This is a genomic window from Hyphomonas sp., assembly GCF_965284475.1.
Lineage (GTDB): Bacteria > Pseudomonadota > Alphaproteobacteria > Caulobacterales > Hyphomonadaceae > Hyphomonas.
On sequence record NZ_OZ260087.1, the window covers coordinates 399,697 to 425,705 of the forward strand.

The window sequence follows — 26,009 nt, forward strand, 5'->3', positions numbered from 1 at the left end:
CCCGTCATTAAGCCGCTTTCCAGTTTCAGACGCTAGCACAAGCGAGCCAATCCCATGGCCAAACCAGCCACTATCAAGATCCGCCTCAATTCGACGGCCGACACCGGATTCTTCTACGTCACCAAGAAGAACCCGCGCACGAAGACTGAAAAGCTCGTGCTCAAGAAGTATGACCCCGTGGTCAAGAAGCACGTCGAATTCAAGGAAGGCAAGATCAAGTAAGATCCTTGTTTATCCATGTATTTTGTGAAGGCCCGCTTGCGAAAGCGGGCTTTTTGCAATTGCGGGCTCAGGTGTCCGGATTGCCATCATGCAGGTTGCGCGCCTTGCGGATGCCGGGGAACAGGGCCGCCCATGCTGCCGCCACGCCCACCGCCGCATAGCCCCCCGCCACAACCGTGAACACCGCCCCCCACTTGGCCGCCATGAATCCCGCCCTTGCCTCGCCCAGCTCGTTCGATGCGCCCAGGAAGATGGAATTGACGGCATTGACCCGCCCGCGCACCTGGTCCGGCGTCCACAGCTGCAGCAGCACTTCACGGATATAGACCGACACCATATCGAACGCCCCGACACAGACCAGCGCCAGGATCGACAGCCATGCCGCCGTCGAATGCCCGAACACCACGGTCGACAGGCCAAACAGCGCCACGCAGACGAACAGGATGATCCCGGCATGGTCGCGGATCGGAAACGCCGTGATCACCGCCGTCACAATCAGCGCGCCTATGCCCGGCGCCGCGCGCATCAGGCCCAGCCCCGTCTCGCCAACCTGAAGGATGTCGCGCGCATAGACCGGCATCAGCGCTACCGCGCCGCCCAACAGCACGGCGAACAGGTCCAGCGAGATCGCCCCCAGAACGATCTTTTGCTTCCAGACATAGGCAAACCCGCCCAGCACCATGCCCAGCGTCTTCGGCTCGCTCGACACGTTCTGCGGCGGCTTGGGGATCGAGAAGATCAGCGTCGCCGCCACAGCGAACAGTGTCACCGCCGTGGAATAGGCAATCCAGGGGGCCAGCCCGTACAGCAGGCTGCCCACGACCGGGCCGATGATCGATGCCATCTGCCAGGCAGACGCCGTCCACCCGACTGCGTTGGCAAAGTCTTCCTTCGGCACGACATTCACGGCGAGGCTGGCCGAGGCCGGCGACAGGAAGGCCCGCGCCACGCCGAACACGGTGAGAATGGCCAGCACCCAGACCGGATGGAACTGCTGTGTCACCGCCAGGAACAGGATGCCCGCCGCACACGCCATCTCGACCAGGATCGACAGGCCCATCACCAGACGCCGCCCGAACGTGTCGGCGGCAAAGCCCGTTACGAAGACCAGCACAAGCGCCGGCAGGAACTGCACCAGCCCGATCCAGCCAAGATAGATCGGGTTCAGCGTCTCGTCATAGATCTGCCAGGCGACAGACACCGAAACGATCTGCGCGGCAAAGGCGGTAAAGAAGCGGGACGTGAAATAGCGGCTATAGGAAAGGTGCCTGAACGCGGCAAAGCGGTCTGTCATGTCCTGCAACCTGCGTCAGCCATTTTGACGGCCCAACTGGGCCGCATCGCGCGTCAAGTCAATCAGGCGGCAAGGCTTTCGACACGGTTCCGGCCCGCTGACTTGGCCTGGTAGAGCGCCGTGTCCGCGCGCTTTGTCAGTTCGGCCATTGTGTCCTGCTCGCCGGCAATCGTCGAGACGCCCGCGCTCAGCGTTATTGATATCTCGCGCTGTCCGCCGCTGACCCTGAACGGCTGGCTGGCCACGGCCCGGCGGATGCGTTCTCCGGCCGCGCAGGCAAGGTCACCCGGCGTGTCGGGCATGATCACGAGAAACTCCTCGCCGCCCGGACGGCAGACAACGTCCATTGGCCGCACATTCTCGCGCAACCGGCCGGCCACTTCGACCAGCACTTCGTCACCCGCATCATGGCCGTACGTATCATTGACCGACTTGAAATGATCGATGTCGCACATCAGGACCGACACGGGCTTGCCGCCCATCACCGCGCGATGCATCAGCTGCTGCAGCTGGCTCACCATGTAGCGGCGATTGTACAATCCGGTCAGCTGGTCGATCACTGACAGTTCCAGGCCCCGGTCCACACGCTTGCGAAGCAGGTCGATATAGCGTGACCGCCGCGCCTGCGTGCGTACCCGTGCCATCAGCTCCTGCCGGTCGACCGGCGAAATGATGACATCGCTCGCGCCGATATCCAGGCCCTTGCCGGCCTTGATCCGCTCGGACTGGTCGCAGACAAGGATGATCGAAATTGCCCGCGTCGCCTCGGTCATCTTGAAGTGCGCGCAGAGCTTCAGAGGGTCGAAGACCTGTGCCGAGAGCGACAGGATCATGATATCGACGCCCAGCTCTGCCAGGTTCGACATGTCCCCTGCCTCAAGCAGGGTCGTCGCCACATGACCGGCTTCGCGCAGCATGTTGGCCATGCGCAGCGAGGTGCGGGGATTATCATCGACGACGAAGACACGCGCCGGGCGGTTGAGCTCTTCTTCGCTGATCACGTCAACGGCACCGGCCTTCAGGCCACGCGCCTGACGCTGGCGCAATTCAGAAGCAACGGCATTGTAGCGCATCAGCGCGCCCATGCGGGACATCAGCGCGAAATCATCCACCGGCTTGGTCAGGAAGTCTTCCGCGCCCACATCCAGCCCGCGGATACGGTCCTCGGCATCGCTGAGCGCCGTCACCATGACAACGGGAATGTATGATGTACGCGGGTCGGCTTTCAGGTGCAGGCATGTCTCGAAACCGTCCATGCCCGGCATCATCACATCAAGCAGGATGATTTCCGGCAGCTCGGCGCGGGCAATGTCCAGCGCCTGCTGGCCATTCTCGGCGTGCATGACGGTGAAATAGTGCGCTTCAAGCTTGGCCTGCAGCAGGCGGCGATTGGCTTCGATATCGTCAACAACCAGGATACGGGCACTCATGCCGGCTCCTTCGGCATCAGCGATTCGACCGCCTTGATGAAGGTCATGATCTGTATCGGCTTGGACAGGTAGCCTTCGCAACCGGCTTCGCGCACGCGCTGTTCGTCGGCGCGCATGGCAAAGGCCGTGACGGCCAGCACCGGAATGTGCGCCACCTTGTCGTCATCCTTCAGCCAGCGCGTGATATCCAGGCCCGACACTTCCGGCAGCTGGATGTCCATGATGATGAGGTCAGGCAGTTCCCGGCGGGCAATCTCGACCGCCTTGGCGCCATCGCGGCACTGATACGTGTCGAATCCATAGGCATCGAGCAAGTCGCAAAACAGGCGCATGTTGAGTTCATTATCCTCAACAACCAGCACTTTTCTGGTGCGCTTCTCCGCCATAATTCCCCGTAGCTGCTAATGATTCGGCCGGATATTAATCGATCCGGTCCAGCTATACCCCAAATGCTTAACACCGCTTTACGCGGGGTCGTACACTTCATTGCCCTGAATCGCGGAACATGGCATGAACATTCTTGAAATGTATGCACTTTGCCGCGAATGCCTGCATCTGCAGCAGGGTGCTGCAGCCGCCTGTCCGAATTGCGGACGGGGCCGCATTCTGTGCCATCCTGCCCTGAAACGGCTCAGCATAGCCCATCTGGACTGTGATGCCTTCTTCGCGGCCATCGAGAAGCGCGACGATCCGAGCCTCAGGGACAAGCCGGTCATTGTCGGCGGCGGCCAGCGCGGTGTCGTCTCCACCTGCTGCTACATCGCCCGCCTCTACGGCGTGCGCTCGGCCATGCCGATGTTCACGGCGCTGAAGCTCTGTCCGGACGCGGTCGTGATCGGCTCGCACTTTGACAAATATCGCGAGGCCGCCACCCTTATTCGCGAGAAAATGGACGCTCTTACCCCCCTGGTTCAGCCCGTGTCGATTGACGAAGCCTATATGGACCTCTCCGGCACCGAGACCATGCACCATGCCCCGCCTGCCGTGAGCCTTGCCCGCCTCGCCCGCGACATCGAGCGCGATGTCGGTATCACGGTCTCGATCGGCCTCTCCTCCAACAAGTTCCTCGCCAAGACAGCCAGCGAACTCGACAAACCGCGCGGCTTCGCCGTCATCGCACCGGAAGAGGCCGAGGCGCTGCTTGGTCCGAAACCCATCGACTTCCTGCACGGGGTCGGCCCGAAATTCGCCCAGAAGCTCACGCGCGACGGCTTCGAGACCGTGCACGACATCCAGAACACGGAGCTCAAGGCCCTGATCGCCCGCTATGGCGAGACCGGAATGTGGCTGAAACAACGCGCCCACGGTCTCGACAACCGCCCTGTGCGCAATGACGAGGAACGCAAGTCCGTCTCCAGCGAGACCACGTTCCGCACCGACCTCAGCGATTCTGCCGCCCTGGAAGACCAGCTCTGGCAGCTCTGCGTCAAGACGGCCGACAGGGCAAAATCTGCCGGTGTCGTGGGATTTGTCGTCACGCTGAAGCTCAAGACAAGCAATTTCCGCGCCCTCACCCGCCGCATCTCGCTGGCCGAGCCGACCCAGCTGGCGCAGGAGATGTTCCGCGCCGCACGGCCCCTTCTTGCCCGCGAAGCCAATGGCCGCGAACGCTTCCGCCTCATCGGCATAGGCCTCGCGAACCTGCACGATCACCGCTCCGATTCCGTTGACCTGCTCGATCCCAGAATTGCCAAGCGCGCTGCCGCCGAACGCGCATCGGACGCCGCCCGTGCGAAGTTTGGCAAGGATGCCGTCGTCACCGGACGCGCGGCGCGCATCGCAAAAGCGCGCGAGAGCGACGCCTGAACTTGCCCCGTCCGGCGAGGTGCGGCATGCAGGTCGCACGCGACATTCACGAACCGGAGCCTGCCCATGTCCACACCCGAAAACCGCCTCGACGCGCTCGGTATCGAACTGCCCACGCCCATGGCGCCCGTCGCGAACTATGTGCCCTTCGTGATCACGGGAAACATGCTGTTCGTCTCCGGCCAGGTCAGCGCCACGCCCACGGGCCGCATCAATGGCCGCCTTGGCGACGACATGGAACTCTCCGCTGGCCAGCATGCCGCCCGCCAGTGCGGCATCAACCTGATCGCCCAGTGCAAGGCCGCTGTCGGTGATCTCAGCCGCATCAAGCGCGTCGTGAAGCTCGGCGGCTTCGTCAATGCGGCGCCGCACTTCACTGACATACCGCAGGTCATCAATGGCTGCTCCGACCTGATGGTCGAAGTCTTTGGCGATGCCGGCCGTCACGCACGCTCCGCCGTGGCCTGTCCCGTCCTGCCCATGGGCGTGGCGGTCGAAGTCGATGGTGTGTTCGAAATCACAGGATAATCCGATATGGCGCGGCATTTTGACCTGACAGCTTTCACCTATGCCCATCGCGGCCTCTGGTCTGCTGACGGCCACCCGGAAAACTCGCTGGCCGCTTTCAAGGCTGCCGCCGAAGCGGGCCTAGGCATCGAATACGATGTGCGCCCGTCAAAGTCCGGCGAGATCATGGTGTTCCATGACCCGACCCTGGCTCGCATGACGGGGGTGGAGGGCGACTTCCAGGACCAGGACATGTCCCTGCTGGACTCGCTGCGCCTCGCCGGCACCAGGCAGCCGATCCCGACCCTCGACGCCCTGCTCGACATCTGGCCGACCTCGCTGCCCTTGCTGACGGAAATGAAGATTGACGGCGACACGGACCCCGAGGTCTTTGCCCGCCAGGTCGGCGATCACCTGACCCGCCATATCGGGCCGGCCGCCGCGATGAGCTTTTCCGAACCGGCCGTCGATGCCCTGCCCGAAGCCGTCATGCGCGGCCAGCTTATCCACCCCATCCATCGCACCAGCGAGGCCGGGTTCGACGCCAAACTGGCGCGCGCTGTGGACCGCAAGGTCGACTATCTCGCCATCAATGTCGCCGACGCCGAGCGCGCCGCGGTCAGGCTTGGCGGCAAGCTGCCCTTTGTCGTATGGACCGTGCGCACGATGGCAGATGTGCGCCGCATCCGCCTTCTGCATGGCGCAGTCATTTTCGAACACCTGCCCGTTCCGCTGGCATCATGATGCCGCGCGCCCTAGATTGACGGGCATGGACGACAGCGCGCTCAAGATCACCATCGTCCCCGGCCTGGCCGAGGTGTCGCCCGATGAGTGGAATGCCGTCGCCAATCCGCCCGGTGAACGCTACGATCCCTTCCTGACATGGCAATTCCTCGAAGCGATGGAAAGCTCTGGCGCCGCAGCGCCAACCACCGGCTGGGTGCCGCGCCATCTCCTGATCCGGGGCGGGAATGGCCGCCTGCGCGCCGCCATGCCGCTCTACGCCAAGATGCATTCGCGCGGCGAATTCGTGTTTGACCAGAGCTGGGCCGATGCTTATGAGCGCGCGGGCGGGGCCTATTACCCGAAACTGCTCTCGGCCGTGCCCTTCACCCCCGTCACCGGCCGCCGCCGCCTCGTTCCCCGCGGTCCGGACGAGGCCCAGCTGAAGGCTGCGCTCCTGGCCGGTGCCATCCAGCTCGCCGAGGAAAACGACCTCTCCTCCCTCCATATCAATTTCGTCGACACGCAAGACGCCGAAATCCTCGCCAATACCGGCCTCCTCTCGCGCACCGACCAGCAATTCCGCTGGGTAAATGACAGTTACGGGACCTTCGACGACTTCCTCGCCGCCCTCTCCTCAGCCAAGCGCAAGAACCTGCGCAAGGAGCGCGCGAAGGCGCAGGAAGGCCTCGAGTTCGTCCACCTCACCGGCGATGCCATCACCGAGGACCATCTCGACCATTTCTTCCATTTCTACATGGACACCGGCAGCCGCAAATGGGGTTCGCCCTACCTCACGCGGCGGAGCTTCTCCCTGCTTCGCGAGCGCATGGCCGGTGACCTCCTCTTCATCTTCGCCATGGAGGACGGCGAGCCTGTCGCGGGCGCCATGAACCTGATCGGCTCGGACACGCTCTATGGCCGCTACTGGGGCTGCAGCGAACAGCGCCCCATGCTCCACTTCGAGACCTGCTATTACCAGGCCATCGATTTTGCGATTGCGCGCGGCCTGCAATATGTCGAGGCAGGCGCCCAGGGCGGCCACAAGCTCGCCCGCGGCTATGTCCCCGTCCTCACCCGGTCGGCTCACTGGATCGCCCATCCGGGCCTGCGCAACGCCGTCGCCGACTACCTCACCCGCGAACGCGACGCGGTTGAATCCGACATGGACTATCTCATCGAACGCACACCCTTCAGGAAAGACACATGACCCTTCACGATACGTACGACCCGACCAACATCTTCGCGAAAATCCTGCGCGGCGAGATGCCTGCCGTGAAGGTCTACGAGGACGACACCGCCCTTGCCTTCATGGACGTCTTCCCGCAGGCCGAAGGCCACACGCTGGTCATCCCGAAAGACGTGACAGCCCGCAACCTGCTCGACATGCCGCCGGAAAAGCTCGGGCCCTGCATGCTTGTGGTCCAGAAAGTCGCGAAGGCCGTCGAGGCCGCGCTGACGCCGGATGGCCTTGTCGTCACCCAGTTCAACGGCGCCCCCGCCGGGCAGACCGTCTACCATCTCCACTTTCACGTGATCCCCCGCTGGGAAGGAATCCCCCTCGGCCGCCACGGCGGCGGCATGGCGGACATGGGAGAGCTGGAAAAGCTGGCGGCGCGGATTCGGGCGGGGCTTTAAGCGCGCCCCTCCACTCCTTCGGGGCACCTCCTCCGCAAGCGGGGGAGGAAATGGAGAGCGGTTGTCCTCCCCTGCGATACGGGTGAGGTGGCTGGACGCAAAGCGGCCAGACGGAGGGGGCTTATACGCCCTAAACTCCCAGCTTCGCCTTCAATATCTCGTTCACAGCCTTGGGGTTGGCCTTGCCGCCTGAGGCCTTCATCACCTGGCCGACGAACCAGCCGAGCGTCTGCGGCTTGTCCTTCACCTTTTCGACCTGTTCGGGGTTCGCCGCGATGATCTCGTCGACGACCTTCTCGATGGCGCCAGTATCGGTCACTTGCTTCAGGCCGTGTTTCTCGACAATCGCCGCCGCTTCGCCCTCGCCCGCAATCATGCGCGCGAACACATCCTTGGCGATCTTGCCGCTGATCGTGTCGTCGCTGATCAGCGCGATCAGGCCGCCCAGCGCATCCGCCGAAACGGGGCTGTCGCCCAGCTCAAGACCTTCCTTGTTGAGATAGCCGAATAATTCCTGCGTCACCCAGTTGGCGGCCAGTTTCGCGTCGCGCCCCTTGGCGACAGTCTCGAAATAGGCCGCCTTGTCGGCGTCCGCGATCAGCACGCCGGCGTCATAGTGCGAGATGCCATATTCGGATTCAAAGCGCGCGCGTTTCTCGTCCGGTAGTTCCGGCAGGCTGGCCCTGATCTCGTCGATCCAGGCCTGCTCGATTTCCAGCGGCAACAGGTCCGGGTCCGGGAAATAGCGGTAATCGTGCGCATCTTCCTTTGAACGCATGGACCGTGTCTCGACCTTCACCGGGTCGAACAGGCGCGTTTCCTGGTCTACCGTGCCGCCGCCCTCGATGATCTCGATCTGGCGGCGGGCCTCGTATTCGATCGCCTGCTGGATGAAGCGGAACGAGTTCATGTTCTTTAACTCGCAGCGCGTGCCGAGATGGCCGAAATCGCCCGTCTCGCGGAATTTCTCGTACTGGCCGGGGCGGCAGACGGACACGTTCACGTCGGCGCGCAGATTGCCCTTGTCCATGTCGCCATCACAGGTGCCGAGCGCGATGACGATGGCCCGCAGCTTCTTCACATAGGCGGCCGCCTCGGCAGGCGAGCGCACGTCCGGCTTGGACACGATTTCCATCAGCGCCACGCCGGAACGGTTCAGGTCCACATAGGTCGAATTCGGGTCCATGTCGTGGATCGACTTGCCGGCATCCTGTTCCAGGTGCAGGCGCTCGATGCGGCAGGTAAAACTGTACGCCTCGCCGCCATGCGCGGGCTCGACATCCACCTCGATCTCGCCTTCGCCGACAATCGGGTGGGCGAACTGGCTGATCTGATAGCCTTGCGGCAGGTCGGGGTAGAAATAGTTCTTGCGGTCAAACCGGCTGTAATGATTGATCTCGGCCTTCAGGCCAAGGCCCGTGCGCACGGCCTGTTCCACGCATTTCCGGTTGATCACCGGCAGCATGCCCGGCATCGCCGCATCCACCAGCGAGACATTGCAGTTCGGGTCTGCACCAAATTCCGTCGAGGCGCCCGAGAACAGCTTGGCATTCGAAGCCACCTGCGCGTGGATCTCAAGCCCCATGACGACTTCCCAGTCGCCGGTGTCGCCTTTGAGTACGTAGGGTGTGCGCGCTGACATGACCTGCCCTTATGACCAATTCAAACAAGCCGTCCTTCTAACGGCAAGCGGCCCGCTCTGTCGAGCGGACATGACCGCACGCTGGCGCGAAGGCTTTTCTTTTTCGCCGCACTGATCAAGAATGCGGCAAGCGCAATAGCGCACGGGGAGGAAAGCCATGTTGTTCAAGATGATTCTGGACGGTTCAGGCGAGGACGAACGGCCGATTGTCCGCGGCCTTCTCAAGCACCTGATCATCGGGTTCGGGTGCGGCCTGATGGTCGGCGCCGTGGGTCTGTTCCTCGTGCTGCAGGCGCTTGGCAATATGCGGCTCGACATGCCGATCATCTTCGTTGCAGCCATGATGCTGCAATTCGGCCCGGTTGGCGGGCTTGTCGGCGTCGGCATCTATCTCTCGCGCATTACCGACAGGTCGCGCAGCGACGAGGATGATAATGATGACGGCCCCGGCGGCGGCAGGAAAGTGCATGTCGCAGGGCCGGCCGCGCCCCGTGCGGCCACGGTCACGCTCCGGCCTGCCAGCGCCTGAGCGCTATATCTTGCCTTCTTCCTTGGCGCGTTTGTAGCGCTCGCGCCGGGCGTCCATCCGCTCCTTGACCGAAGCGGTCTGCGGCACCCGTGTGGGCACTTCGCCCTCCGGCACCGGCGGAGTCTCGGGCTCGGCGGGTGTGTCGTCTTCCAGCTTGCCCTCGGAGATCAGCTGCTTGCGCCGCGCGGCCACACGGGCTTCGCGTGCCTGCTGGGCCGGGCTCTTGGAATTGAACAGGCCGGACAGTTTCGATTTCTGCGCGCCCTTCAGCGGCGAGCCGTCATGCTCCCGCTCCGCCCGCTTCGCCAGGATCCGCGAGATCCGGAACGCGACATAGGCCGCCACCAGCACGGCCACGAGCAGCATGCCGCTCATCTCCGGCGCAAACAGATCATACCCGTTCTGCGCCATCATCCCCCACATCAGGGCGAGACAGATGACGAGCATGACGGCGAAAAGGGCGAGAAAGCGTTTCATGTGTGCCAGCCTACCACCAGCGGTCAGGTTTTGCCACGAAGCCAGCTGCACGTTCCAGTTCGCCGCCGACGCGGAAGCAGGCTGCCTCGTCCAGCGCCTTGCCGATCACCTGCAGGCCGAGCGGCAGGCCGCTTTTCGACAGGCCGGCCGGCACGGAAATGCCCGGCAGGCCGGCAAGGTTCGCCGTCACCGTGAACACGTCATTGAGATACATTTCCACCGGGTCGCCGCTCTTCTCGCCAAAGGCAAAGGCAGGTGACGGGCAGGTCGGCGTCAGCACCGCGTCGCAGCTCTCAAAGGCATCGACGAAGTCGTTGAGGATCTTCGTGCGCACTTTCTGTGCACGCAGGTAATAGGCGTCATAATAGCCGCTGGAGAGCACATACGTGCCGATCAGCAGGCGCCGCTGCACTTCTTTGCCAAACCCGCTGGCCCGCGTGCCTTCATAGGTCTGCGCCAGGTTATTGCCCTCGACGCGCGCGCCATAGCGCATGCCGTCATAGCGCGCGAGGTTTGACGAGGCCTCCGCGGGGGCCACGATGTAATAGGCCGGCAGCGCGTATTTCGTGTGCGGCAGGCTGATATCCACGATCTTGGCCCCTGCAGCCTTCAGCCAGGCAATACCCTGGTTCCACAGTGCGTCGATCTCCTCCGACATGCCGTCCATCCGGTATTCCTTCGGAATGCCGATCCGCATGCCTTTCACGCCCTTGCCGACATCGCCGCGCCAGTCCGGCGTGGCAATATCCAGCGAAGTGGAATCCTTCGCGTCATGGCTGCACATCACTTCCAGCAGGATGGCGCTGTCTTCCACGGTCTTGGCAATCGGCCCGGCCTGGTCGAGCGAGGAGGCGAAGGCCACCATACCGTAACGGCTGGCCCTGCCATAGGTCGGCTTGATGCCCACGGTGCCCGTGAAGGCGGCTGGCTGGCGGATCGAGCCGCCGGTATCGGAGGCTGTCGCCGCAAGGCAGAGGTCCGCCGCGACGGAGGCCGCAGAGCCACCCGACGAGCCGCCCGGCGTCAGGCCCTGATTGTCGCCTGCGCGGCGCCATGGGTTCACCACATTGCCAAAGTGCGATGTCTCGTTGGACGAGCCCATGGCGAACTCGTCCATGTTGAGCTTGCCCAGCATGACCGCGCCTTCATCCCACAGGTTCTGCGTGACAGTGGATTCATAGGTCGGGGTGAACTCGCCGAGAATGCCGCTGCACGCCGTGGTGCGCACGTCCTTGGTGCAGTAGAGGTCCTTGATGCCCAGCGGCGCGCCTTCCAGCCTGCCACCCTCGCCCCTGGCAAGTTTCGCATCCGACGCATCGGCCATGGCCAGCGCCTTGTCCGGCGTTTCGACCACATAGGCGTTCAGCACCCGGGCGCCCTCGATGGCGCTCACGAAGTCCTGCGTGATCTCGCGCGACGAAAACTGCTTGGCTTTCAGGCCATCAAGCGCTGCGGCGAGGGTGAGTTTGGTCAAATCGGTCATGTAAAATCCCGCGAAGAAATCTGCCCGCCTGCTATGACGGCTTGAGGGGAAAGTTCAAGTCTCCGTGAGCGCGCTTGTCAGTTCCGAAGGCCCGGCGCAACACTTGGGAACGGAACATTTGCCCGGGTTTCCACGTTTTTCCAGGCAGCAACCCGAAAAGGATCTCCCATGCGCCTTGCTCTCCTTGCCACAACTTCAGTCCTCCTCGCTGCCTGCGCCAGCCAGGCCCCCGCAGACGCAAAGCCAAAGGGTGTCGCCCAGTTCGCTGGTGATGCGCGCCTTGGCGAAGAAGTCAGGAATGTCTGCTTCACCTCGACGATTTCCGGCTTCCACGATGCCACGGATGACACGGTTGTGATCTCGAAAGGCTCAAAAGACTACCTGATCGAAGTGCATGGCAGCTGTTTCAATCTCGATCATGCCCAGCAGCTCGCCGTGGATTCCACCACCGGCTGCCTCAGCAAGGGCGATTATATCATCACCTCTGATTCCATTGCAGGGTTTCACGATGATACGGGCTTTGGCGGGCAGCGCTGCATGGTCAAATCGGTCCATGAATGGGATGGCAAGGCTAAGGCCCCGGCAGATGCCGAAGAATCTGAATAGCGCCCGGACACAGCTGTGCTAGATACGGGCGCATGCCACAATCCGCACAGGCTTCGTTCGTCGAGGTAAAAGATTCGCCCTTTCATGGCCGCGGGCTGTTCGCAGCCCGCGCCATCGTCCCCGGAACCGTTATCGCAGTCTATCCGCTGCTGGTGCTTTCGACGGAAGACACCGCCACCGTGCGCTCGACGCTGCTCCACCATTATGTATTCTATGTCGACGAGAACGCTGAGGGTGAGATGCGCGGCGCCGTCGCCTTCGGGGAAATCTCGATGTGCAATCACAGCCGGAAGGCCAATGCCGATTTCACCATCGACGCCTCGGCCCGAACAGTCACCCTGACAGCCAGGCAGGCGATCGCACCCGACGACGAAATTCTCATCGATTACGAGGAATTCGCCGATGAGATCATCTGAGCGCCGCCCATCATGCGAGCATGCAGGCGGTATAGGCTGCCAGCGTGAAAACCATCGCGGATGATCGCAAGGTAAAACAGCGCCGTGTCTATCGCGGCGATGACCTGTCCAAGCTGGCCTGACCGGCGTGTTTTCGCTTTCATCTGCCTGTCTTCTCTTTGGCGTGTTGACACACCGAGAAGTACGCCTGGACGGGCGGGCAAATCGTTCTGGGTCTGGAGCGATCCGCTTCAGGATATGAAACAGCCTACTCACGATTGCGAAGCGTCAGTCGCCAGCCGCAGCCTTGACCTGCGCGCGCAGCTCTCGCCGCACCACTTTGCCGATCGGCGATTTTGGCAATTCATCGACAAAATGCACCTTGCGCGGACGCTTGTAGGCCGTCAGGCAGGAGGCGCAGTGCGCCATCACTTCAGCCGCTGTCAGGTCCGGGTCGCCCCGCACAATGAAGGCATGCATCGTGTCGCCCATGTTTCCGTCCGGCACGCCTGCCACGGCGGCCTCTGCGATCCCCGGATGCGTGGCCAGCACGGCATCAACCTCGTTCGGGAACACATTGAAGCCCCCGACCAGAAGCATGTCCTTGATACGGTCGACCAGGTAGAGGAAGCCGTCATCATCGAGATACCCGACATCGCCCGTTTTCATCCAGCCGACATGAAACGCCGCCGCCGTTGTCTCGGGGCGGCCAAGATAGCCTGCCATCACCTGAGGCCCGGCCACGACGATTTCGCCTGTCTCGCCCGGCCCGGCAAAGCTGCCATCGTCACGCAGGATCGAGACGGCCGTTCCCGGCAGGGGCATGCCCACAGACCCGGCGCGTGTGCGCGCGTCTGGCGGGTTCACGCTGATAAGCGTCGTGGTCTCGGTCATGCCGTAGCCCTCGATCACGCTCGATCCTGTCAGGCCGATCCATTGCTTGCGCACTTCGGGGTTCAGCCCCATGGCGCCGGAAATGGTCAGCGTCAGCTGCGGTGGGTTTTCGTAGAACCACGCCTCGTCCATCAGTTTGGCAAAAAGGGTGCTGACACCGGGAAAGGCGTTCGGGCGGAACTTGCGGAAAGCCGCCTTCAGGTTCGACAGCGGCTTGGGGCTCGGCACCAGAACCAGGTGCGCCGCATTGCGCAGTGCGATGATCGAGGAAAACAGGCCAAACACATGATATACCGGCAGCACCAGAAGCATGGTCTGGGAAGGCGCATCGATCATGTGCGGCGACAGGCTGGCAAACTGTTCGACATTGGTCACAACACCCGCTTCGGTCAGGCGCACGCCTTTCGATATGCCGGTCGTACCGCCGGAATACTGGAAGATCGCATCTTCGTTCGCATCCCGGTCCTTCGCATACAGTGACATCGGCGTGTCGTGTGCCGCGCCGCGCTTGAGCGCATCGGCCATGGGCACATTGTGAATCTTCAGGGGGCGGCCCATCTTCTTGACGTGCTGCAGCACGAAATCCATCACTGTTTTCTTCAATGGCGAGAAAAAGTCGGTCAGCGACAGGCTGATCACGGACACAATTCCGGTGCCCACAACGGCCTCCTCGGCCACGTCCGGAAACAGGCTTGACGTGATCAGCACCTTGACCTCAGCATCGCGCAGCTGGCGGCGCGTCTCGTGGGCCGTGTAGAGCGGATTGATATTGGTCAGCACAAGGCCGGCCCGCAGCACGCCCAGCATGGCCAGCACGTTGGAAATGCAGTTCGGCGCCTGGAGCGCAACGACGTCACCCTTCTGAAGTTTCAACTCTTCGCGCAGGTAGCGTGCAAGGTTTGCAGAATGCCTGTCGACTTCGGCAAAGGTAAGGGTCGCACTCGCGCCATTCGGCAGCGCCGTCGTCAGGAAAGGCTTCTTGCCAGACCCTGCGGCAGCCTGCTCCATCAGTGTTTCGATCCGTCGCGGGACATATTCTCCCAGCTGCGACTGGAACGCGGCGGCTTCCGGATTGTAGAAGTCCAGGATCGGCTGGTCTTCGAACGGAACAGGCGAAAATTGCGATACGGCAGACATAACTTTTCGGCCCCCAACGGCTTTGGTCATGTCCCTTACTGACACATCAGCTTTGACTTATGCTGAAACCGATCGGTGAAATTTCATCGATCCTGTATCTACCGGCCTGTAAACACTGGCTTTCGCTTTTCCAGAAAAGCGGCAGCGCTTTCGGCAGCGTCCTCTGTTTCCATCAGGGTCCGGATTTCCTTGATCGCCCAGTTGCCAACATCGCGCCAGTCGGGGTCCAGCGTGCGCCGCAGGCCGGCCTTGATCGACTGCACCGCACGCGGCGGGTTGGTGGCAATCTTTGCCGCAATCTCCATGGCTGCCGGCAACAGATCATCCGGCGCCACGACCCGCGAAACGAGGCCGATCTCCTTCGCTGTCTGCGCATCGATGATCTCGCCCGTGAACAGGAGTTCCGCCGCCCGCTCGCGGCCCACCACCTGCGCCAGACGGCCAAGGCCCGGCGCATCGCAGCACAGCCCGCGCTGCACGAACAGCTCGCCGAACCTTGCCGCCTCAGACGCGACGCGGATATCGGCCATCAGCGCCAGCTCCATGCCCCAGCCCAGCGCAAAGCCGTTCACCGCTGCAATCACGGGAATGTCCGTATAGAGCAAGGCGTCTGCAGCCGGCGTCAGGCCGCCGGTGCGACGACCGCGTGCCTTCATTTCCGCCGGCCCCTTCGCCTTCTGGCTCAGGATTTCCTTCACATCGTCACCGGTACAGAAGCCGCGCCCCTCTCCGGTGATGACAATGACCCGCGCATCGCTCTCCCGCACGGCGTCTTCCAGCGCCATGTAGAGTTCGTAATTCAGCGCGTTCATCACCTGCGGCCGCCGCAGCGTCAGCAGGGAAACATGATCCCTGGTTTCGATCGTCATCACGGACATGGCATCCTCCCGGTTTGTGTCAGGAGACTATGCCGCCGGTCAGCAGTCACCGGCAATCACGGACGCAACGTCAGGTCCGGTCAGGGCAGCCTAGCGCTTGAGGTGCTCAAGCCCCTTGATGGTGCCTGGTTTGACCGAGGGGTTGGACGCGTTCGTCTTCACTTTTTCCGCCTTCGGCTTGCGGACTTCCTTGTTCGTCTTCTTCTGACCCTTGGCCATGATATGCGTTCCTGTGCAGGGACCCAAATCGGATCCTCTCCAACAGGTGGGGGGTCACGGCGCCTTAAATAAGGCCGTTCCGGCACTTCATTTATGGGTGAAGTCGCTGCGCGCCTACTCGACGGCCTTGGGCACGATGAAGAACCCGTCTTCGCTGCGCGGCGCATTGGCCAGAACCTGGTCCTGGATGTTGCCATCCGTCACCACATCCTCGCGCATCGGCAGCTTTGTCTCGACAACCGAGGTCATCGGCTCAACGCCCTCAATGTCCACTTCGTTCAGCTGGTCGATCCAGCCGAGAATGCCGTTCAGCTCTCCGGCCATTTCCTCGAGGCGCTCCTCGGGCACGGCAATGCGCGACAGGCGGGCAACCTTGCGGACATCATCCTTGGTAACACTCATGGCGCGGGCTCCGGTGACATGGCTTCGATCCGGCCCGAATACGCGATAGGCAAGGGCGTATCAAGCCGCTATAGCGCTCATCCTGAGTTGACCTCTATCCCGGACAGGACCGTTTTGGCCGTAACTGATCTTGCCTCCCTGCCGCGCGTCGGCGTGCTTGTCGGTATCGACCCCGGCACACGGACCATGGGCGTCGCGGCGACTGACGCCACGCGCATGATCGCCAGCCCCGTGGAAACCATAAGGCGAGGCAAGACGCTCGGCCCCTCCATCACGCGCCTGTTCGAGATCTATGACGACCGCCAGGCGGTTGCGCTGATTGTTGGCCTGCCGCTCCATATGGACGGCACCGAAGGCCGCCGCGCCCAGTCCACCCGGGCGCTGGTCTACAATATCCTGCTGCGCCGCGACGTGCCGGTCGCCTTCCAGGACGAACGCCTGTCCAGCGCCGAGGCGGAAAGCGTGATGATCCAGGCCGACATGTCAGCGAGGCGCCGCGCCGAACGCATTGACGCCTCGGCCGCCGCAATCATCCTCAAATCCGCGCTCGACGTGCTGGACCGCCTTGGATGAGCGGCTTCCTCTACGCCCTGCTGCCGGTCATCGCGATCGTGGCGCTGGGACACGTTCTCTCAGCCCGCAAGTGGATTCCTGCTGAAAGCTGGCGCGCCATCGAGCGGCTCTCTTATGTCGTCCTGTTTCCGGCGTTGATCATCCGCACCCTTGCCAACACACCGTTCGAGACCGCGCCCTGGCGCCTCGCCGCCGCGCTGATCCTCGCCCAGCTTGTGCTGGGTGCCGTCGGCCTCGCCGCCCGATTCCTGCCCGGCATGGAACGGCCGGCCGTCGGCACCATCATCCAGTCGAACGTCCGCTGGAACACGATGATCGCGCTCTCAATCGGCAGCCTGCTGTACGGGCAGGAAGGCCTCGCCCTCGTTACCATCGCTGCCGCCGTGATGATCCCGACCGCCAATGTCCTGTCGGTCTACGCCCTCATCGCCCATGCCGACACGCCTCATGGCCCCACGCCCCGGCCCTTGCTCGCCCTGGCACGCAACCCGATCGTACTCGCCTGCATCATCGGCCTCGTTCTGGCCGCGGCCAGTATCGACCTGCCCCGCCTCGCCAATGACATGCTGCGCATCCTGGGCGACGCGGCGCTCGCGCTCGGCCTCCTGTCTGCCGGTGCAGGCGTTGACCTCTCGGCCCTGAAGCGCGCCGGGCCTCGTACGCTCGCCTGGTCACTCGTCCGCCTGCTTGGCCTGCCCGCCCTGGCGATCGGCTTCGGCCTCGCCTTTGGCCTGTCGGGCATGGCCCTCACCATCGCGGTGATCTGTGCCGCCACCCCCACCGCCACCAGCTCCTATATCCTTGCCCGCGAACTCGGCGGTGACGCCCCCCTCGCGGCCAACCTGATTGCCGTCCAGACCGTGCTCGCCATGGTGACGCTGCCGCTGTTCTACTTCCTCGCCAGCGGCTGACACTTGCGAACAGCCGGAAACGGGCCTAAACCGCCAAAAATCGAAAGGGCCTCCATGGCAATGGCGGGATACAGCTACAACTTCGATCATGAGCATCTGCTGGGAATCGAAGGCCTTCACCCCCTCGACATCACCCATATTCTCGATCTGGCCGACAGCTATGCGGATGCGACCCGGGCTGGCCAGCGTGCCGATCCGGTCCTCACCGGGCGCACCGTGGTAAACCTGTTCTTCGAGAACTCCACCCGCACCATGAGCAGTTTCGAAATCGCCGCCAAACGCCTCGGCGCCGATGTCATCAACATGCCGGTCGCCAATTCCAGCGTGAAGAAGGGCGAGACCCTGATCGACACGGCGATGACACTGAATGCCATGAAGCCGGACGTGCTGGTCATCCGCCACTCGGCCTCCGGCGGCGCCAAGCTGCTCTCACGCAAGGTCGACTGCGCGGTCATCAATGCCGGCGACGGCACCCATGAACACCCCACGCAGGGCCTGCTTGACACGCTGACCATCCGCCGCGCCAAGGGCCGCGTTGAGGGCCTCAAAGTGGTCATATGTGGCGACATTGCCCACAGCCGCGTCGCGCGCTCCACCACCATGGCGCTGCACCTGCTTGGCGCCGAGGTCCATCTCTGCGGGCCCCGCACCCTGCTGCCCCCCGGCACGGACACCTGGGGCGCCGCCAGCGCCACGACAGACTTCGATGCTGCCCTCAAAGGCGCAGACGTCGTCATGATGCTGCGCCTGCAGCTGGAACGCATGGACGGCGCCTTCCTGCCCAGCCGCCGCGAATACTTCCGCTATTTCGGCCTCACCGCAGACCGCCTCGCGCTCGCCTTGCCGGACGCAACAGTCATGCATCCCGGCCCGATGAATCGCGGTATCGAGATCGAAAGCGCCATTGCCGATGGCCCGCGATCGGTCATTACAGAACAGGTCGAAATGGGCGTCGCTGTGCGCGAAGCCGTGCTTGACCTTCTGGCGGGGACACAAAGATGAGCCTTTCCATCCACAATGCCCGCCTGCTGGACCCGGCCACCGGCATGGACGAGCCCGGCGCGATCTTCATCGACAAGGGCAAGATCAAGGACGTGGCCAGGGGCCAGTCCGGCCCGCACGCGGAGGCGAAGGCAACGCTCGATGCGGGCGGCCTCTGCCTCGCACCCGGCCTGATCGACCTGCGCGTCAAGACCGGCGAGCCCGGCGACGAGCAGAAGGAAACGCTGGCGACCGCGTCGCGCGCCGCCGTCGCCGGCGGCGTCACCAGTTTCGTCGTGATGCCCGACACGCGCCCGGTCGTGGATGATGTCGCGCTTGTCCGCTTCATTATCGAACAGGCCCGCAAGACCGCCAAGGCCCGCATCTACCCCTCCGGCGCGCTGACGGTCGGCCTGAAGGGCGAACAGATGGCCGAGATCGGCCTGATGGCGGATGCCGACGCCATCATCTTCACCAATGGCGACATGCCCATTGCCAGCGCCTCCATCATGAAGCGCGCCATGGCCTATGCCGCCAGCCGCAACACGCTGGTCATGTCGCGGCCCGATGATCGCAGCCTGTCAGGCTCGGGCGTCATGAATGCCGGGGCCTTTGCCGCGCGGTTCGGCCTTTCGGGCATACCGCAGGAAGCCGAATGGATCGGGGCGGCCCGTGACGTGATGCTGGCCGAGGCGACCGGCTGCCGGCTCGTGGTCGACCAGGTCTCGACGGCGCGCACGCTGCAGATCATCGCCGCCGCGCGTGGCCGGGGCGCGAAGGTGCACGCCACTGTCGCGGCCCACACGCTGTTCTTCAACGAGCGCGATGTCGGCGACTATCTCACCTATTGCAAGGTCAATCCGCCCTTCCGCGACGAGGACACACGGCAGGAACTGATCGCCGCCCTGAAACGCGGCGAGATTGACGCTGTCGTGTCGGCACATGATCCCCAGCCCCCGGAGGAAAAGCGCCTGCCCTTCGGCGAGGCTGCCTTTGGCGCTGCAGGACTCGAAACCACGCTGGCCGCGCTGATGAGCCTCGTTCACGATGAAGGCCTGCCCCTGCTCGACGCCCTCGCGCCGGTCACCTGCCGCCCGGCCGACCTGCTCGGCCTGCCGCAGGGCCGCCTGAAGTCCGGCACGCCTGCTGACCTCATCCTGTTCGATCCCGGCAAGCCCTGGCTCTGCGTGCGCGAAGACCTGCGCTCACGCTCGACCAACTCGCCCTTCGATGGCCGCCGCCTGCAGGGCCGCGTCAAGCGCACATTTGTGAGCGGCGAGACCGTGTTCGATTTGTAGCCGCATCCTGACCCCTGAAAGCCCGGCAAACCTGGCTGACAAAAAGTGATCGGCCCAAACTCCCTTATCGGGTGACTTGGCGTTGACCCGTCGCACTGCTGCTGTCAAATCCTCTCATGGGGAAATTGTACAACAGGTCCATGCGTGTTGTTCTCGCATTTGCGCTGACGCTGGCAGTCAGCGCGGCGTGCGTATCTGATCTGGGCCGCGTTGCGTACAAGCCCCCGGTTTCACCCGTGCAGCGCTGCATGAACCTGAGCGGCGCGCTGGAAGGCCCTTCCGAGGGTGTGTGGGGTTATACCGTGCGCATGTCGGATATCGACAGGATAGCGGACGCTGGTTTTGACACGATCCGGCTGCCCGTGCGCTGGTCGGCGCATGCCGACCACAGAAGGCCCTACGAACTCGACAGTGACATGCTGGCGCGGACTGACGAGATCATCGACCATGCCCTGGCAAAGGGCATGAAAGTCATCCTCAATGTGCATCACTATCACCATATCCACCACAACCCCTCCCGCCACGAAAGACGGCTGGAAGGCATCTGGAAACAGCTGGCGGCCCACTATGCCGCCTATCCTGACACATTGATCTTCGAAGTCCTCAACGAGCCCAACACGAAGATGACGGTCAAGCGCACCGACGCGCTGAACAAGCGCATCGTCGCTCTCATTCGCAAGACCCAGCCAGACCGCTGGATCATCCTCGCGACGGCTGAATGGGGCTCCCTGACCGGCCTCATCGAGAGCCAGCCACCCCATGATCCGCGCATCATTCTGTCATGGCATTATTACGATCCCTTTTCCTTCACCCACCAGGGGGCGGAGTTCTTCAAGCCGACACCCCCCGCCGGGGCGGAATGGGGTAGCGAGGAGGATCAGGCCCGCATGGCAGAGGATTTCCGCGCAGCTGCAAGCTTCCGGGACACGCATGGCATGCCGTTGCTGCTCGGCGAGTTCGGCGTATTTGATGCGGCATCGGTCGATGAGCGCGTGAAATGGATCAGCACGGTGCGTCACCTGTCTGAGTCAAACCAGTTCGGCTGGTGCCATTGGGGCTTCTCGTCCAACTTCCGGGCCTATGATCCGGAAAAGGAAGCCTGGATCGAACCGATCCGCGCCGCCCTGATGGACGATTGACGCAACGGGCCTTGCCGCGTGCGGGCCCTGTTCGTAGACCATTGCCAGGCAACACGGCAGGGAGTCGGTGGCATGCAGGCATGGATCGGATATGGCGCGGCGCTGGTGTGCGGCTATCTCGCAGGCTCAATCCCCTTTGGCCTGTTGCTCACCCGGGCCGCGGGCCTGGGTGACATACGCGACATCGGCTCCAACAGTATCGGCGCCACCAATGTGCTGCGCACCGGCCGCAAGGATCTCGCATTCGCAACCCTGCTCCTCGACAGCCTGAAGGCGGGCCTCGTGGCTTTCGTCTTCACCTGGATGTTTGGTCGCGAGATCGGTTTTGTGGCGGGCGCCATGGCCTTTGTCGGCCATTGCTATCCGGTCTGGCTCGGATTCAGGGGCGGCAAGGGTGTTGCCACCTATGCTGGCCTGCTGCCCTTCGTCTCGCTGCCCGGATTCTTCGTGGCTGCGCCGGTCTGGCTGGTCGTGTTTGCCATCACGCGTATCTCGTCCCTGTCAGCCCTTACGGCGGCCGTGCTGGTCCCGCCCGGCGCATACCTCCTTGGCGAGCACAACCTGTTCATCATCGGCGGCCTTGCCCTCTTGTCAGCCTTCGTGTTCTGGACCCACCGCACCAACCTGTCCCGCCTCCTGAAAGGCACCGAACCCAGGTTCGGCACATCAAAGGCCAAGCCCGAAGCATGAGCCCGGCATGGCCCCAGAATGTCGGCCCCGTCATTGCTGAAACGCTTTAACAGCCCGGCTGCCGCCCTGAGCGCCCGGCCCATCCGGCCCCGGTGGTCGCGATCGAAATCCTCTCATCCCTGCGCTTTGGCCACGTCTCCAGTCCTGACATGTCCGCTTTCGACCCCGAATCGCATGATGAGCCCCCCGCCATACAGCCAGGTTGCCAGGGTGAGCGGATCCTTCTCCGCCCATGCCGATTGACGAGATCGCCCGTACCAGAGGGCTGGGCGCGGCGCGTTGCGCAGCAATCCTTGCAGAACGAGACCTGTCTGGCGTCGCCCTCACCCTGTCAGGCGGCCCCGCAGTTCTCGGGGTCTGATTGACCGCCTGTGTCGCGAAAACACCGCCAAAAGCATGAAAATGCCGCCATCAGCCACCGATGGCTGGACGATCCGGGCCATCGCCTCTAAGCCTCCAGTCTGATTTGTGAACCCGGCGCCGGCACATCGTGCTCTCTCCCCGCGCCATTGTAACTGAGGTAACCCGGACTTGGCGAACTGGCTCCTCTACGCCGCAGCATTGGGTCTGGTTGCATCCGGAGCCGCCTCCGCACACGCGCAGGAGGCTTCAAGCCTTGCCCAGCCCGCCTCTGAGGCAAGTGAACACGTCGTACTCGAAGCCGATTACATCTACGAAATCCAGGAAGAAAACAGCATTGTCGCCGAAGGCAATGTCGAGGCGCTGTACGAAGGGCGTGTCCTGCGCGCCGACAGGATCGTCTACAACAAGATGACCGACCGTGTACGCGCCACCGGCAATGTCGTCATCGTCGACCCGGATGGCTCGCAACAATTCGCCGACGAGATCGAGGTTAACTCCAATCTGGCCGACGGCTACGCCATCGGTTTCTCGGCCCGCCTGCCGGATGGCGCAACGGTCGTCTCGAACGCGGCGATCCGCCAGACAGATGGTATCAACGCACTTGAGCAGGTCATCTATACAGCCTGTCCCGTATGCGAAGAGGATACGACGCCAACCTGGTCCCTGCGTGCCCGCCGGGCCGTGCTTGACCAGGAAAGCCAGATGATTTCCTACCGGGACGCAGTCTTCGAAGTCGCGGGCATCCCGGTCTTCTATTTCCCGTATCTGGCTCACCCGGACCCGACATCGGACCGGCGGTCGGGCTTTCTCGTGCCGTCGGGCGGCGTCTCGTCAAAACTCGGAACGTTCTACCAGCAACCATACTATTGGGCCTATTCGGACTCCTCGGACGTCACAATCGCCCCGATGGTCAGCGCCAACGTGAACCCTCTGCTCGGCCTCGACTTCCGAAAGCGGTTTTACTCCGGCGGCGTCAAATTCAGTACCAGCATCACGCGCGAAGCCGATTTCGACAGTGACGGCGAACGCTTTGGTGACGAGAAATGGCGCGGCCACATCTACGGCAAGGGCCTGTTTGCGATCTCGCCGGAATGGCAATGGGGCTTTGGTGTCGAGAACCAGACCGATGACCTCTATGACCGTCGCTACGATATTGACGGACAGGGTGAACGGCGCGGCCTCTATTCCAGCCAGCCCCGCCGGCTGCTGTCGCAGATATTCGCGATCGGACAGGGCGACAGTTACTATACGGATATCGCGGTGCTGGACTTCCAGGGCCTGCGCGCCGGCGATGTGGACGGCGGCCTTCCGACCCTCGCGCCCGTCTTCTTCGGCGAGAAATACTGGGATCTGGGCGATTACGGCTTTGCCGCCGTCAACGTGTCTTCCGCCATGCTGACCCGGGAAGTCGGCGCCGACAGCCAACGCGTCAGTGTGGGGGGTGACTGGTCGAAACTGGACATTCTTCCAGGTGGCTTCACATTTGAACCTTTCGCCGAAATCCGCGCCGATTATTACGCGCTCGATGAAAGCGTCTCAGGCAAGCCGGACGTCACACGCGCCGTCGGCAATGCGGGCGTGAAGATCGCCTATCCCCTGGTGCGACCGGGCAAGATTGTCGACATTGTTGTCGAACCTGCGATCATGGGCGCATGGGGTTTTTCCAATGTCAACGACCCGGCCATCCCGAACGAAGACAGCCTTCTCTATGAATTTGACGAGGGCGACCTGTTCGCCGCCAACGGGTTTGGCAATTACGACCTTTACGAAGGTGACGGCAAGGCGGCCGCCGGGGTCACGGCCCGCGCCCAGTTCAAAAGCGGCCCGGAATTCAGCACGACAGTTGGCCGGCGCTGGCGCTCGCGCACCGATCCCAATTTCGATGTGGCCAGCAACCTCGACGGCACATCATCGGACTGGGTTGCTGAATCCACGGCAGATTTCGGCAGTGCGCTACGTCTCGATACGCGCCTCAGGCTGGATGATGACGGGTTCAAGCTGAACCGAATCGACGCCCGGCTGAGCACGAATTACAAGCGCCTGCGTGCGGTTGGCCAGTATTACAAGATCAATGAGCGCGTCAGCCCGCTCGGCAGACCGGACGAGGGCATTTTCCTGCGCGGAGAAGTGCAGGTGACCAACCGTTTCTCGCTGGTTTTCGGCCAGCTGCGGGATATCGTGGGCGATCTGAACGCCAAGCGGGAAGTCGGCATCGCCTATGAGGACGACTGTTCGCGCTTCGAGATCATCTACCAGCGTTCGGAACTGACGGATCGCACCCTCGGCCCGTCGGAAAGTTTCCAGTTCCGCTTCTCGCTCAAATCCATCGGAGATTTCGGATCCAGTGAATTCGACTGATTCGGCCACCGGTCCGTTGCCGCGCCGCGATCACGCTCAACCCTAATTATCCGTAACGATTCAGGGAACACTGCCCTGATCCGTTGCACCTGCCCGCAGGACTTGTATGGTCCGCCTAACTTGAAAGACCTGGGGCCTGGCTGGGTGCCCAATGGAGAGACTACATGATCCGTCAGTTACTTGTTGCTGCCTCCCTGTTCGCTTTGTCCGCTACAGGCGTCGCCATGGCACAGGACGCTGCTGATCCCGGCCGCCTGCCGCTTGAAGGCGTCGCTGCAGTCGTCAATGACAAGCCGATCTCGTATTCCGACGTTCGCCAGCGCGCGCGCCTCCTCCTGCTCAGCGTTGGCGGCCAGCAGCCGTCTGCCGAGCAGATCCAGCAGATCACCGGCCAGGCTCTGGAGCAATTGATCGACGAAAGCCTCCAGCTGGAAAAAGCGTCCGAATTCGAAATGGAAATCGACGCCCGCGAAATCGCAGGCGCGGTCGAAGACATGGCCCGCCAGGGCGGCACGACGGGCGACCAGTTGAAAGCCCAGCTTCTGCAGTCAGGCGTCAACCCGGCCAGTCTTGAAGAGCAGATGCGGGCTGAAATCGCCTGGAACCGCGTCATGAGCGGCCTGTATGGCTCTCGCATCCGTGTTTCGGACAACCAGGTTGACGACCAGTTGGAGCGCATGCGCACCGCCTCGCAAAAAACCCAGTATCGCGTCTCGGAAATTTTCCTGTTTGCACCCGATCCTGAAACCCGCGAGCAGGCGATCACGGCGGCCAGTGCCGTCCTCGACCAGCTCAAGCAGGGCGCCGATTTCCGCGTCGCAGCGCAGCGCATCTCATCGGCCCCCACCGCCGCTACAGGCGGTGACATGGGCTGGATGTCCGCCGAAGACCTCGCGCCGGAACTGGCCGCCGCGGTCTCTGCTGCCGAACAGCCCGGCCTGCTGGAGCCGATCGTGGTCGACAATGGCGTCTACATCCTTCTGGTCGCCAACAAGCGCGAACCCAGCCAGGAAGTGACCAAGGTCAATCTCAAGCGTCTTTACGTGTCCGACGGGTCTGAAGCCGACCTCAAGGCCGCCATGGAAAAGATCACCAGCTGCGATGACGTTCAGAGCATCGCCAATTCCAAGACCAATCTGCGCGCCGCAGACCTCAACGAAATCAACGTCGAGGAACTTGGACCGGAGGGCAAGTCTCTCGTGCTGGCCACGCAAGTCGGCCAGGCGACGGACATTTTCGCGGCTTCGGGCGGCCTTGCCGTCATGTATGTCTGCGACCGTCAGGATGGCGCCGAAGCTCTGCCTTCGCGCGAAGACCTCAAGGGCAGCATCAAGAACCGCGAACTCGGCATGATCTCTGAACGCGAGCTTCGAAATCTGCGCCGCGACGCCACGATCATCTATCGATAGGGCTT

Annotated in this window: 29 protein-coding genes; 18 read left to right on the forward strand and 11 right to left on the reverse strand. The window is 62.9% G+C overall.

What is annotated here, in order from left to right; translation table 11 throughout:
- The first annotated feature begins 54 nt into the window (after window positions 1–54).
- Window positions 55–222, forward strand: coding sequence for a 50S ribosomal protein L33 (rpmG, locus tag ACQ66M_RS01700; protein ID WP_350175019.1), 168 nt, complete (start codon window positions 55–57; stop codon window positions 220–222).
- A 67-nt stretch (window positions 223–289) separates the two neighbouring features.
- On the opposite strand, the gene ACQ66M_RS01705 is transcribed toward rpmG, so the two are convergent.
- The 3 genes from ACQ66M_RS01705 to ACQ66M_RS01715 form a co-directional block, all read right to left on the reverse strand.
- Entirely contained in the window at window positions 290–1,516 is a 1,227-nt protein-coding gene (locus tag ACQ66M_RS01705; protein WP_350175021.1) for an MFS transporter, read from the reverse strand.
- A gap of 62 nt (window positions 1,517–1,578) precedes the next feature.
- A complete protein-coding gene (locus ACQ66M_RS01710) occupies window positions 1,579–2,946 on the reverse strand; it encodes a PleD family two-component system response regulator (RefSeq protein ID WP_350175023.1) in 1,368 nt (455 codons plus the stop codon).
- Window positions 2,943–3,332, reverse strand: coding sequence for a response regulator (locus ACQ66M_RS01715; protein WP_045695059.1), 390 nt, complete (start codon window positions 3,330–3,332; stop codon window positions 2,943–2,945). Before ACQ66M_RS01715 ends, ACQ66M_RS01710 begins: the two co-directional genes overlap by 4 nt.
- Before the next feature lie 124 nt (window positions 3,333–3,456).
- On the opposite strand from ACQ66M_RS01715, the gene ACQ66M_RS01720 reads away from it, so the two are divergent.
- The 5 genes from ACQ66M_RS01720 (at window position 3,457) to ACQ66M_RS01740 (ending at window position 7,620) form a co-directional block, all read left to right on the forward strand.
- Window positions 3,457–4,752 carry a DNA polymerase IV gene (locus ACQ66M_RS01720; protein ID WP_350175026.1) on the forward strand — a complete coding sequence of 432 codons (1,296 nt, stop codon included), beginning with the start codon at window positions 3,457–3,459 and terminating at the stop codon, window positions 4,750–4,752.
- A gap of 66 nt (window positions 4,753–4,818) precedes the next feature.
- Window positions 4,819–5,280, forward strand: coding sequence for a RidA family protein (locus tag ACQ66M_RS01725; protein WP_430401511.1), 462 nt, complete (start codon window positions 4,819–4,821; stop codon window positions 5,278–5,280).
- A 6-nt stretch (window positions 5,281–5,286) separates the two neighbouring features.
- On the forward strand, window positions 5,287–6,003 hold the full coding sequence (locus ACQ66M_RS01730) for a glycerophosphodiester phosphodiesterase family protein (protein WP_350175030.1): 717 nt from the start codon (window positions 5,287–5,289) through the stop codon (window positions 6,001–6,003).
- A 25-nt stretch (window positions 6,004–6,028) separates the two neighbouring features.
- Window positions 6,029–7,192, forward strand: coding sequence for a GNAT family N-acetyltransferase (locus tag ACQ66M_RS01735; RefSeq protein ID WP_430401512.1), 1,164 nt, complete (start codon window positions 6,029–6,031; stop codon window positions 7,190–7,192).
- Window positions 7,189–7,620: an HIT family protein gene (locus ACQ66M_RS01740; protein WP_430401513.1), complete on the forward strand. Its 432-nt coding sequence runs from the start codon at window positions 7,189–7,191 to the stop codon at window positions 7,618–7,620. Before ACQ66M_RS01735 ends, ACQ66M_RS01740 begins: the two co-directional genes overlap by 4 nt.
- A 130-nt stretch (window positions 7,621–7,750) precedes the next feature.
- Here ACQ66M_RS01740 and gatB read toward each other — a convergent pair whose 3' ends face one another.
- Window positions 7,751–9,262 carry an Asp-tRNA(Asn)/Glu-tRNA(Gln) amidotransferase subunit GatB gene (gatB, locus tag ACQ66M_RS01745; RefSeq protein ID WP_350175036.1) on the reverse strand — a complete coding sequence of 504 codons (1,512 nt, stop codon included), beginning with the start codon at window positions 9,260–9,262 and terminating at the stop codon, window positions 7,751–7,753.
- Window positions 9,263–9,419: 157 nt separating this feature from the next.
- On the opposite strand from gatB, the gene ACQ66M_RS01750 reads away from it, so the two are divergent.
- Window positions 9,420–9,791, forward strand: coding sequence for a hypothetical protein (locus ACQ66M_RS01750; RefSeq protein ID WP_350175038.1), 372 nt, complete (start codon window positions 9,420–9,422; stop codon window positions 9,789–9,791).
- A 3-nt stretch (window positions 9,792–9,794) separates the two neighbouring features.
- Here the strand turns inward: ACQ66M_RS01750 and ACQ66M_RS01755 are convergent, their stop codons facing one another.
- Window positions 9,795–10,268 (reverse strand): hypothetical protein, encoded by a 474-nt coding sequence (locus tag ACQ66M_RS01755; protein ID WP_350175040.1) that lies wholly within the window; start codon window positions 10,266–10,268, stop codon window positions 9,795–9,797.
- A 10-nt stretch (window positions 10,269–10,278) separates the two neighbouring features.
- On the reverse strand, window positions 10,279–11,751 hold the full coding sequence (gene gatA / locus ACQ66M_RS01760) for an Asp-tRNA(Asn)/Glu-tRNA(Gln) amidotransferase subunit GatA (protein WP_430401514.1): 1,473 nt from the start codon (window positions 11,749–11,751) through the stop codon (window positions 10,279–10,281).
- 168 nt (window positions 11,752–11,919) lie between these two features.
- Between gatA and ACQ66M_RS01765 the strand changes: the two genes are divergently transcribed.
- Together ACQ66M_RS01765 and ACQ66M_RS01770 are read left to right on the forward strand one after the other, a co-directional pair.
- Window positions 11,920–12,357, forward strand: a complete 438-nt coding sequence (locus tag ACQ66M_RS01765) for a DUF6491 family protein (protein ID WP_350175044.1) — start codon at window positions 11,920–11,922, stop codon at window positions 12,355–12,357.
- 32 nt (window positions 12,358–12,389) lie between these two features.
- Window positions 12,390–12,773 carry an SET domain-containing protein gene (locus tag ACQ66M_RS01770; protein ID WP_430401515.1) on the forward strand — a complete coding sequence of 128 codons (384 nt, stop codon included), beginning with the start codon at window positions 12,390–12,392 and terminating at the stop codon, window positions 12,771–12,773.
- On the opposite strand, the gene ACQ66M_RS01775 is transcribed toward ACQ66M_RS01770, so the two are convergent.
- From ACQ66M_RS01775 to gatC, 5 genes are all read right to left on the reverse strand, one after another.
- Window positions 12,743–12,916: a hypothetical protein gene (locus ACQ66M_RS01775; RefSeq protein ID WP_430401516.1), complete on the reverse strand. Its 174-nt coding sequence runs from the start codon at window positions 12,914–12,916 to the stop codon at window positions 12,743–12,745. The genes ACQ66M_RS01770 and ACQ66M_RS01775 overlap by 31 nt on opposite strands.
- 124 nt (window positions 12,917–13,040) lie before the next feature.
- Window positions 13,041–14,813 carry an AMP-binding protein gene (locus ACQ66M_RS01780; protein WP_430401517.1) on the reverse strand — a complete coding sequence of 591 codons (1,773 nt, stop codon included), beginning with the start codon at window positions 14,811–14,813 and terminating at the stop codon, window positions 13,041–13,043.
- 68 nt (window positions 14,814–14,881) lie between these two features.
- A complete protein-coding gene (locus tag ACQ66M_RS01785) occupies window positions 14,882–15,661 on the reverse strand; it encodes an enoyl-CoA hydratase/isomerase family protein (RefSeq protein WP_430401518.1) in 780 nt (259 codons plus the stop codon).
- 90 nt (window positions 15,662–15,751) lie between these two features.
- Window positions 15,752–15,880 (reverse strand): hypothetical protein, encoded by a 129-nt coding sequence (locus ACQ66M_RS01790; protein ID WP_277812963.1) that lies wholly within the window; start codon window positions 15,878–15,880, stop codon window positions 15,752–15,754.
- Window positions 15,881–15,994: 114 nt separating this feature from the next.
- A complete protein-coding gene (gene gatC / locus ACQ66M_RS01795) occupies window positions 15,995–16,282 on the reverse strand; it encodes an Asp-tRNA(Asn)/Glu-tRNA(Gln) amidotransferase subunit GatC (RefSeq protein WP_430401519.1) in 288 nt (95 codons plus the stop codon).
- A 114-nt stretch (window positions 16,283–16,396) separates the two neighbouring features.
- On the opposite strand from gatC, the gene ruvX reads away from it, so the two are divergent.
- The 9 genes from ruvX to ACQ66M_RS01840 all read left to right on the forward strand — a co-directional run bounded on the left by ruvX (window position 16,397) and on the right by ACQ66M_RS01840 (window position 26,004).
- Window positions 16,397–16,855: a Holliday junction resolvase RuvX gene (gene ruvX, locus ACQ66M_RS01800; RefSeq protein WP_430401520.1), complete on the forward strand. Its 459-nt coding sequence runs from the start codon at window positions 16,397–16,399 to the stop codon at window positions 16,853–16,855.
- A complete protein-coding gene (locus ACQ66M_RS01805) occupies window positions 16,852–17,766 on the forward strand; it encodes an AEC family transporter (RefSeq protein WP_430401521.1) in 915 nt (304 codons plus the stop codon). Before ruvX ends, ACQ66M_RS01805 begins: the two co-directional genes overlap by 4 nt.
- 54 nt (window positions 17,767–17,820) lie before the next feature.
- Window positions 17,821–18,768: an aspartate carbamoyltransferase catalytic subunit gene (locus tag ACQ66M_RS01810; RefSeq protein WP_430401522.1), complete on the forward strand. Its 948-nt coding sequence runs from the start codon at window positions 17,821–17,823 to the stop codon at window positions 18,766–18,768.
- Window positions 18,765–20,045, forward strand: a complete 1,281-nt coding sequence (gene pyrC, locus ACQ66M_RS01815) for a dihydroorotase (protein WP_430401523.1) — start codon at window positions 18,765–18,767, stop codon at window positions 20,043–20,045. The genes ACQ66M_RS01810 and pyrC overlap by 4 nt, the downstream gene beginning before the upstream one ends.
- Window positions 20,046–20,185: 140 nt before the next feature.
- Complete coding sequence (locus tag ACQ66M_RS01820) at window positions 20,186–21,184, forward strand: glycoside hydrolase family 5 protein (RefSeq protein ID WP_350175061.1); 999 nt, start codon at window positions 20,186–20,188, stop codon at window positions 21,182–21,184.
- A gap of 72 nt (window positions 21,185–21,256) precedes the next feature.
- Window positions 21,257–21,874 (forward strand): glycerol-3-phosphate 1-O-acyltransferase PlsY, encoded by a 618-nt coding sequence (gene plsY, locus ACQ66M_RS01825; RefSeq protein WP_430401524.1) that lies wholly within the window; start codon window positions 21,257–21,259, stop codon window positions 21,872–21,874.
- A gap of 232 nt (window positions 21,875–22,106) precedes the next feature.
- Window positions 22,107–22,235, forward strand: coding sequence for a hypothetical protein (locus ACQ66M_RS01830; RefSeq protein ID WP_430401525.1), 129 nt, complete (start codon window positions 22,107–22,109; stop codon window positions 22,233–22,235).
- A 170-nt stretch (window positions 22,236–22,405) separates the two neighbouring features.
- The gene (locus ACQ66M_RS01835; protein ID WP_430401526.1) at window positions 22,406–24,595 is read left to right on the forward strand and encodes an LPS-assembly protein LptD; all 2,190 of its coding nucleotides are present in this window, start codon (window positions 22,406–22,408) and stop codon (window positions 24,593–24,595) included.
- A gap of 164 nt (window positions 24,596–24,759) precedes the next feature.
- Window positions 24,760–26,004 (forward strand): peptidylprolyl isomerase, encoded by a 1,245-nt coding sequence (locus ACQ66M_RS01840; RefSeq protein ID WP_430401527.1) that lies wholly within the window; start codon window positions 24,760–24,762, stop codon window positions 26,002–26,004.
- Window positions 26,005–26,009 lie beyond the last annotated feature (5 nt).

Excerpts from the sequence above, each read along its gene's own strand:
- rpmG (WP_350175019.1), top strand. The coding sequence starts at position 55 with ATGGCCAAACCAGCCACTATCAAGATCCGCCTCAATTCGACGGCCGAC.
- ACQ66M_RS01705 (WP_350175021.1), bottom strand. The coding sequence starts at position 1,516 with ATGACAGACCGCTTTGCCGCGTTCAGGCACCTTTCCTATAGCCGCTAT.
- ACQ66M_RS01710 (WP_350175023.1), bottom strand. The coding sequence starts at position 2,946 with ATGAGTGCCCGTATCCTGGTTGTTGACGATATCGAAGCCAATCGCCGC.
- ACQ66M_RS01715 (WP_045695059.1), bottom strand. The coding sequence starts at position 3,332 with ATGGCGGAGAAGCGCACCAGAAAAGTGCTGGTTGTTGAGGATAATGAA.
- ACQ66M_RS01720 (WP_350175026.1), top strand. The coding sequence starts at position 3,457 with ATGAACATTCTTGAAATGTATGCACTTTGCCGCGAATGCCTGCATCTG.
- ACQ66M_RS01725 (WP_430401511.1), top strand. The coding sequence starts at position 4,819 with ATGTCCACACCCGAAAACCGCCTCGACGCGCTCGGTATCGAACTGCCC.
- ACQ66M_RS01730 (WP_350175030.1), top strand. The coding sequence starts at position 5,287 with ATGGCGCGGCATTTTGACCTGACAGCTTTCACCTATGCCCATCGCGGC.
- ACQ66M_RS01735 (WP_430401512.1), top strand. The coding sequence starts at position 6,029 with ATGGACGACAGCGCGCTCAAGATCACCATCGTCCCCGGCCTGGCCGAG.
- ACQ66M_RS01740 (WP_430401513.1), top strand. The coding sequence starts at position 7,189 with ATGACCCTTCACGATACGTACGACCCGACCAACATCTTCGCGAAAATC.
- gatB (WP_350175036.1), bottom strand. The coding sequence starts at position 9,262 with ATGTCAGCGCGCACACCCTACGTACTCAAAGGCGACACCGGCGACTGG.
- ACQ66M_RS01750 (WP_350175038.1), top strand. The coding sequence starts at position 9,420 with ATGTTGTTCAAGATGATTCTGGACGGTTCAGGCGAGGACGAACGGCCG.
- ACQ66M_RS01755 (WP_350175040.1), bottom strand. The coding sequence starts at position 10,268 with ATGAAACGCTTTCTCGCCCTTTTCGCCGTCATGCTCGTCATCTGTCTC.
- gatA (WP_430401514.1), bottom strand. The coding sequence starts at position 11,751 with ATGACCGATTTGACCAAACTCACCCTCGCCGCAGCGCTTGATGGCCTG.
- ACQ66M_RS01765 (WP_350175044.1), top strand. The coding sequence starts at position 11,920 with ATGCGCCTTGCTCTCCTTGCCACAACTTCAGTCCTCCTCGCTGCCTGC.
- ACQ66M_RS01770 (WP_430401515.1), top strand. The coding sequence starts at position 12,390 with ATGCCACAATCCGCACAGGCTTCGTTCGTCGAGGTAAAAGATTCGCCC.
- ACQ66M_RS01775 (WP_430401516.1), bottom strand. The coding sequence starts at position 12,916 with ATGAAAGCGAAAACACGCCGGTCAGGCCAGCTTGGACAGGTCATCGCC.
- ACQ66M_RS01780 (WP_430401517.1), bottom strand. The coding sequence starts at position 14,813 with ATGACCAAAGCCGTTGGGGGCCGAAAAGTTATGTCTGCCGTATCGCAA.
- ACQ66M_RS01785 (WP_430401518.1), bottom strand. The coding sequence starts at position 15,661 with ATGTCCGTGATGACGATCGAAACCAGGGATCATGTTTCCCTGCTGACG.
- ACQ66M_RS01790 (WP_277812963.1), bottom strand. The coding sequence starts at position 15,880 with ATGGCCAAGGGTCAGAAGAAGACGAACAAGGAAGTCCGCAAGCCGAAG.
- gatC (WP_430401519.1), bottom strand. The coding sequence starts at position 16,282 with ATGAGTGTTACCAAGGATGATGTCCGCAAGGTTGCCCGCCTGTCGCGC.
- ACQ66M_RS01805 (WP_430401521.1), top strand. The coding sequence starts at position 16,852 with ATGAGCGGCTTCCTCTACGCCCTGCTGCCGGTCATCGCGATCGTGGCG.
- ACQ66M_RS01810 (WP_430401522.1), top strand. The coding sequence starts at position 17,821 with ATGGCAATGGCGGGATACAGCTACAACTTCGATCATGAGCATCTGCTG.
- pyrC (WP_430401523.1), top strand. The coding sequence starts at position 18,765 with ATGAGCCTTTCCATCCACAATGCCCGCCTGCTGGACCCGGCCACCGGC.
- ACQ66M_RS01820 (WP_350175061.1), top strand. The coding sequence starts at position 20,186 with ATGCGTGTTGTTCTCGCATTTGCGCTGACGCTGGCAGTCAGCGCGGCG.
- plsY (WP_430401524.1), top strand. The coding sequence starts at position 21,257 with ATGCAGGCATGGATCGGATATGGCGCGGCGCTGGTGTGCGGCTATCTC.
- ACQ66M_RS01830 (WP_430401525.1), top strand. The coding sequence starts at position 22,107 with ATGCCGATTGACGAGATCGCCCGTACCAGAGGGCTGGGCGCGGCGCGT.
- ACQ66M_RS01840 (WP_430401527.1), top strand. The coding sequence starts at position 24,760 with ATGATCCGTCAGTTACTTGTTGCTGCCTCCCTGTTCGCTTTGTCCGCT.